The organism is Moorena sp. SIO2C4 (assembly GCF_010672485.1).
Classification (GTDB): domain Bacteria; phylum Cyanobacteriota; class Cyanobacteriia; order Cyanobacteriales; family Coleofasciculaceae; genus Moorena; species Moorena producens.
The window spans coordinates 25,231-31,230 of record NZ_JAAHGN010000007.1; the positions used below are offsets into that span (position 1 = coordinate 25,231).

6 protein-coding genes, 1 tRNA gene and 1 pseudogene are annotated in these 6,000 nt (G+C 44.0%); all 8 read left to right on the forward strand.

Annotated features, from left to right (window positions below; translation table 11 throughout):
• The first annotated feature begins 801 nt into the window (after positions 1–801).
• Positions 802–1,611 (forward strand): SDR family NAD(P)-dependent oxidoreductase, encoded by an 810-nt coding sequence (locus tag F6K20_RS01150; RefSeq protein WP_008187946.1) that lies wholly within the window; start codon positions 802–804, stop codon positions 1,609–1,611.
• Positions 1,612–1,676: 65 nt separating this feature from the next.
• Positions 1,677–1,832, forward strand: coding sequence for a hypothetical protein (locus F6K20_RS01155; RefSeq protein WP_287252331.1), 156 nt, complete (start codon positions 1,677–1,679; stop codon positions 1,830–1,832).
• A gap of 114 nt (positions 1,833–1,946) precedes the next feature.
• A complete protein-coding gene (locus F6K20_RS01160; protein ID WP_287264771.1) occupies positions 1,947–3,239 on the forward strand; it encodes a cytochrome P450 in 1,293 nt (430 codons plus the stop codon).
• Positions 3,240–3,672: 433 nt separating this feature from the next.
• A tRNA-Trp gene (locus F6K20_RS01165) sits at positions 3,673–3,745 on the forward strand.
• A gap of 682 nt (positions 3,746–4,427) precedes the next feature.
• On the forward strand, positions 4,428–4,655 hold the full coding sequence (secE, locus tag F6K20_RS01170; RefSeq protein ID WP_008188891.1) for a preprotein translocase subunit SecE: 228 nt from the start codon (positions 4,428–4,430) through the stop codon (positions 4,653–4,655).
• Entirely contained in the window at positions 4,655–5,272 is a 618-nt protein-coding gene (nusG, locus tag F6K20_RS01175) for a transcription termination/antitermination protein NusG (protein WP_008188893.1), read from the forward strand. The genes secE and nusG overlap by 1 nt, the downstream gene beginning before the upstream one ends.
• Before the next feature lie 10 nt (positions 5,273–5,282).
• Positions 5,283–5,708 (forward strand): 50S ribosomal protein L11, encoded by a 426-nt coding sequence (gene rplK, locus F6K20_RS01180; protein WP_008188895.1) that lies wholly within the window; start codon positions 5,283–5,285, stop codon positions 5,706–5,708.
• Between the two features lie 174 nt (positions 5,709–5,882).
• Positions 5,883–6,000: pseudogene (locus F6K20_RS01185) on the forward strand (50S ribosomal protein L1); the annotation flags it as partial.

Genomic DNA, 6,000 nt, shown 5'->3' on the forward strand with positions numbered 1-6,000 from the left:
CTTATTGATAGTAAATAACAATAAGGATGTCATTTGTCTTTTGTCCTTTCTATTTTGTGACGCTTATTTGGTCTGATGCCCGATTCTCTGCTATGCGCTGTCCCTAGGCTAGGAATAAATTACTGTCAGTGACTATCCCCTTTGACCCCATCCCCTTGCTTTAGGTTGGGGGAGGAGTCATTGAACTATCACAAATTTGTATAAGGGCGTTTGTTCGCCAATTTTGGGTCAGTCCTGACAAAATCTTGCTCCCCAGTTGGATGTTGTTAAGTCTCTCCTCGAAAAACTATAATTTCCAACACTTTCCATTATGACTTAACAACCATTGATATTTCATGATTATTAAGTTTTTTAACAACAATCCGGTTTTGGAAAAGCTCCCTGTGAGGATAACTATCAAGGCAATAGAGAGATTTTTGGCAGCTGAACCACCTACCTCAGCTAGCGCCCCCATTCTCCCTAAATTTCTCAAAAGTATGCTATACCTCAACTAGAGTCCCTTTGCTTGCTTTATTGGCTTGATTTTTGATTGCCCTAGGATCTGGTGATCTGCTTAAAATGTAATTTAAGTTACAACTACTAGTGGATAACTATAACCTACATAGCATTTCCATTTGATTTGTGAACATAATCCCTTAGGGAAAGGCAAAAGGCAAGATTCAAAAGGCAAGAGCTAATCAAGTGTCTAGGGATTTTTTGTAATGAAAAAAACTGTCATACTTGTTTCCAATTCCTTTGGAAAGGCTATCGAAATAATTCTTCAAGATTTTCTGGGTTAATTTTTGTAAACATACACCTCAAATGAATCAAAAAAATCAGGTAAAGGATCGTCCGAAAACGGCTCTGATTACTGGTGCATCCAGTGGAATTGGTTATGAATTTACCAAGTTATTTGCTCGCGATGGCTACAAGTTAGTGTTAGTCGCCAGAAGTGAGTCGAAACTATCTCAACTAGCCGAGGGTTTTAGGGAAAAATTTGGGACATTCGTCAGGGTTATTCCGAAGGATTTGTCAGTTCCAGGAGCTGCACAGGAGATTTTTGACCAGCTCCAAGAGGAAGGTATCAAGGTTGATGCACTAGTCAACAACGCTGGATTCGCTACCTATGGAGCTTTTGCTGAAACAGACCTGGCTACTGAACTAGCCATGATGCAGCTAAACATAGTAGCCCTGACCCATTTGACCAAATTATTTCTGCCAGCTATGGTGCAACAACAGTATGGAAAAATTTTAAATATTGCCTCCACAGCAGCGTTTCAGCCTGGTCCGTTGATGGCAGTATATTATGCCACGAAAGCCTATGTCCTATCCTTTTCCGAGGCAATTGCCAATGAACTCAAGGGTTCAGGGGTGACGGTAACTACTCTGTGTCCAGGACCAACAGAATCGGGTTTTCAAGCTCGGGCAAACATGGAAGACTCTAAGCTGGTTAGTGGACAAAAGATTATGACTGCTGAAACTGTTGCTAGGATTGGCTATCTTGGTCTGATGAAAAATCGAACTGTTGTTGTGCCTGGTCTCAAAAACCAGTTGCTTGCCCTCAGTATAAGATTTATGCCCCGAAATCTAGTAACCCAAGTGGTGAGAAGCATGCAAGAAAGTAGCCACTAGTTCTGATTAGGGAGTGGATTGAGAAATTCTGGCTTAAGCTGATAGCCTTAAGGAAAATAGAAGCAATGGATATGGTAAGCATTCAGCTATCAGCTATCAGCTATCAGCTATCAGCTATCAGCTATCAGCTATCAGCTATCAGCTATCAGCTATCAGCTATCGGCTCTCAGCTTTTGAATAAAACAAGTAAGCATTGGTTTAATCTCTGTTACGTCAGCTGACCGCACCTCAAGTAGCGTGAGCTTTTAGCTCACGGCTGACGGCTGAATGCTTACTGGATAAGTCTCAGTAAAGCCTCAAGTAAGATTTGTCAACGAAACAATGAGCAATGAATAATGAACACCTACCCTTCTACCAATGTACTCGACTTGTTACGGCTTCTGGGTAATCTAGCCAGTGGCTTTATCCGTAACCCCCGTGGTTTCGACCTTGAAAAAGTATTAGGGGGTTGGATTGGTGATGTCATCAAACGCTATGGTAGTAAAAATGTCATTCTAAACTTTCTTCTCAAGAAAGTGTTGCTAGTATCTGGGCGTGACTTATCAGACCACATTTTACAAGACCCACCGGACAGCCAAGGCTATATCGAAGGCAATCTCAAGAAGGATGGTATGTCTTTCCTTGCTCCCAACGCCCTCACTATCAGCCATGATCAACAGTGGCAGCGCCTGAGACCTTATAACGAGGGAGTGCTTGGCACAGGTTGCCAGCACCAGTACCAACAGGCTTTCCTCGAACAGGTACATCATGCTTTTTCAAAGCCAGTATCCAACATTGAGGATATCCGGAAATGTATGGGTGAGGCAATGCTTGGCATCGTGTTTGGGGAAAATGTTGCTCCTGGACGGTTGGTCAAGGATATACAGGTGTTATTCTCAATGGTGGGAAATCCGATCAAGCGGATTGTATTGGGAAGGTTTGAAACTAAGCGTTTAGAAAAATTTTATGAAACTCTTGAGCAGCTTTGGGAAGGCAGCGAAGCGTCTGAAAAGCCCTCTCTGTTGTCTATGGCTCATGGCATAAAGCCCTACACTACCGAAGAGGAACTCCTACAACAAATCCCCCACTGGATGTTTACTTTTACTGGTTCAGGGACTGACTTGCTGGCGAGAACCCTGACTATGATTACCTCTAGACCAAAGGTGCTCGAACGGGTGCGACAGGAAATCAAGGAAGCGGGTTCCTTGGAGCAAGCCTCAACCATTGCTAAACTCAGCTATTTAGAAGCTTGTTTGTTGGAAACTGGTCGTTTGTTCCCTCCAGTGACCAGAACCTTTCACATTACAACAGCTGGCGACAGGTATAATAACACCCGTATTCCGCCAGACATGGAAATTCTGCACTTTTTCCCAATCATGCAACGGGAAAAATCTTTAGACCCATCCACGGATTCGTTTGTACCTCAACGGTGGCTAGATCCGAGGGATCAGGACAATTCGACTTACTCCAATTTGTTTCTGAGAGGGTCTCGTACTTGTCCCGGAAGGGATTTGATCCTGTTTGTGTGTAAGAGTGCGATCGCAATTCTCCTCGACCAGCAGCAGCTGACATCCAAAACCAATGTACTCTCCCGAGACCCTCTACCAGGGTACTTCCCAGAAAAGGATATCCAATTTGTTAACCCTTGACCCTTGACTGTGAAATTTATTGACAGTTCAGTGATCAGCAAAGAGTACCCCAGATGGGTACTGTCACTTCTAGACAATTAGAAAACACTAAATTTATTAGGTCATCCTCTTTAATTTATAAATTAATGAGTTATGATGAACATAAAAAACTGAGAAATAGAAAGAGCTAGACAACGGTGAATTAAGATCATGCCCAGTCTTATTCACCTTACTTAAATTAAAGCCGAAAACCAAGGGTTTAATAGTTGCGCTATATCCATACGGTGGAACCAACTTTGTTGACATTTTTATGGCGCTCGCGGGATATTCCGTCAGAGCTTTGGGAGATACCCCCTGGATGTGAAAGCATCTTGCATTGGCGATACAGAATTTGCTTTTGGTAGATTTTGGTAGCTAAAAAGTATCGGTTAACCTCTACCTCTCTACTCCATCTGCGTCCTTAGTTCAGTTGGTAGAACGCAGGTCTCCAAAACCTGATGTCGGGGGTTCGAGTCCTCCAGGGCGCGCTCAAAATTGGTAGAATACAAAAGTTAGGTGCGCTCTTACTTGGCGAATTAAATTCTCCAGGGGTCGCACCTGTGCTATGCCAGGGTTTACCTGAGCAAATCCAGTGGTAGTCCGTCAGTTGAGGGGGCTGAGTAGCAGAGTTTGACTCAACCATCAGGACTAGTGGATTATTGTGGCAGGGATCCTACCAGCTAGACTATTGCTGACGCAAGGAGCAGGAAATTGACACCTGTAAATCCCACTTGTGTCTTCTAATCCCTGGCTGGATTAACTCAGCAACATACGCACATAGCACTAAGCACCGACCATGGTAGACAAATTTTGGGTTTAAAGCCCCATCCTTCAACGGAGGGCTTTGAGTTATAATTAGACCTAGCGGTAAAGCGCATATATAAAAAGCGTAGTAGGTCTAGCGGACAGCTTCTGATCCGGAACCCTGGTAGCAAAAATCCTAAATCTTGTATAAATTTGGAAGCCGTAGCACGAGAATTCAATAAATATCTTTCGGTGGGCTTTCCGTTTGGCAAATTTAATTCGCCACGGGTCGCACCGTTCCAAACGCCGCCGGGCAGACGGTGTATGCTTGTGGAGGGTAAAGTCGTTGGACTCCCGGAGAAGCAAGAATCCTCGCTGCGTTATTCACGAGGAGTGTCAATGCGTTGATGGGGGAAAGGAGAAGTTGTGGCGAAGAAAACAAAAGCTGAACCAGAGACTAAAGAAACTGAATCTGGGTTTAACCTAGGTAAGTTCTTCAACGAAACCAAAGAAGAACTCGCTAAAGTCGTTTGGCCTTCTCGGCAACAGTTAATTAGCGAATCAGCAGCGGTATTGTTGATGGTCATTCTGTCTGCCACCATAATTTACTTGGTAGATGGTTTATTTTCCTGGGCATCAGGACAGGTATTTTGATGAGTTTTGCTGCAGACGAATCCCAAGATTTCGATCAACAGGTATCAAAACCTGCAGGTTCACGTTGGTACGCAGTCCAGGTTGCTTCTGGCTGTGAAAAACGGGTTAAAACGAACTTGGAACAGCGTATCCAAACCATGGATGTAGGGGACCGGATTTTGAAAGTGCAGATTCCCCAAACACCTACGGTTAAAATCCGTAAGGATGGTTCTCGGCAACACAGCGAAGAAAAAGTTTTCCCCGGCTATGTGTTAGTCCAGATGGTGATGGATGATGAAGCTTGGCAAGTTGTCAAAAACACACCAAATGTGATTAATTTTGTTGGGGCAGAACAAAAACGCAGCTACGGGCGTGGACGGGGACATGTTAAACCCGTACCCCTCAGCCCTGGCGAAGTGGAGCGGATCTTCAAGCAAGCCGAAGAGCAAGAGCCGATTGTCAAAGTAGATCTGGCAGTAGGGGACAAAATCATTGTGCTATCTGGTCCGTTTAAAGGATTTGAAGGGGAAGTGATTGAAGTTAGCCCCGAAAGGAGCAAACTCAAAGCGTTACTCTCGATCTTTGGGCGGGATACACCAGTAGAATTGGAGTTCAATCAGATTGAAAAAACAAGCTAGACCCTAGATCATGGCTAAAAAAGTTGTTGCATTGATTAAGTTAGCGCTCCCAGCTGGGAAAGCTAACCCAGCTCCCCCCGTCGGACCAGCACTCGGTCAGCACGGGGTCAATATTATGGCATTCTGTAAAGAGTACAATGCCAAAACTGCTGATCAAGCTGGTATGGTGATACCAGTAGAAATTTCAGTGTTTGAGGATCGAAGCTTTACCTTTATCCTCAAAACTCCACCAGCATCTGTACTGATTAAGAAAGCTGCTGGCATTGAGAAAGGTTCAGCACAACCCAACCGCACTAAAGCTGGCAGCCTTACTCGCTCCCAGCTGCAAGAAATCGCCCAAACTAAAATGCCTGACCTCAATGCCAATGATATAGAAGCGGCAATGAAAATTGTGGAAGGCACAGCTAGAAACATGGGTGTAGCCATAACCGATTAGAAGGATGCATAGAAAGAGTGAAGGATGAAGGATGAATTTACACTTTCAACTTTCAACTTTCAACTTTCAACTTTTAACTTTCAACTTTCAACTTTCAACTTTCAACTCCAATGTCTTAAAGTAAACCATAGAGGGGGAGGAGTTTTACTTCGCTAAGTACCCCAGGAGATCTAAATGCCCAAGAAACCATCGCGTCGATTACAAGAACTAAAAAAGAAGGTTGAAGAGCGACCTTATGAACCCATAGAAGCTCTCAAACTCCTCAAAGAAACAGCCACCGCCAAATTTTCGA

Bases quoted from the DNA above. Each gene is read 5' to 3' on its own strand.
- nusG (WP_008188893.1), top strand. From the start codon at position 4,655: ATGAGTTTTGCTGCAGACGAATCCCAAGATTTCGATCAACAGGTATCA.
- F6K20_RS01155 (WP_287252331.1), top strand. From the start codon at position 1,677: ATGGATATGGTAAGCATTCAGCTATCAGCTATCAGCTATCAGCTATCA.
- rplK (WP_008188895.1), top strand. From the start codon at position 5,283: ATGGCTAAAAAAGTTGTTGCATTGATTAAGTTAGCGCTCCCAGCTGGG.
- F6K20_RS01150 (WP_008187946.1), top strand. From the start codon at position 802: ATGAATCAAAAAAATCAGGTAAAGGATCGTCCGAAAACGGCTCTGATT.
- F6K20_RS01160 (WP_287264771.1), top strand. From the start codon at position 1,947: ATGAACACCTACCCTTCTACCAATGTACTCGACTTGTTACGGCTTCTG.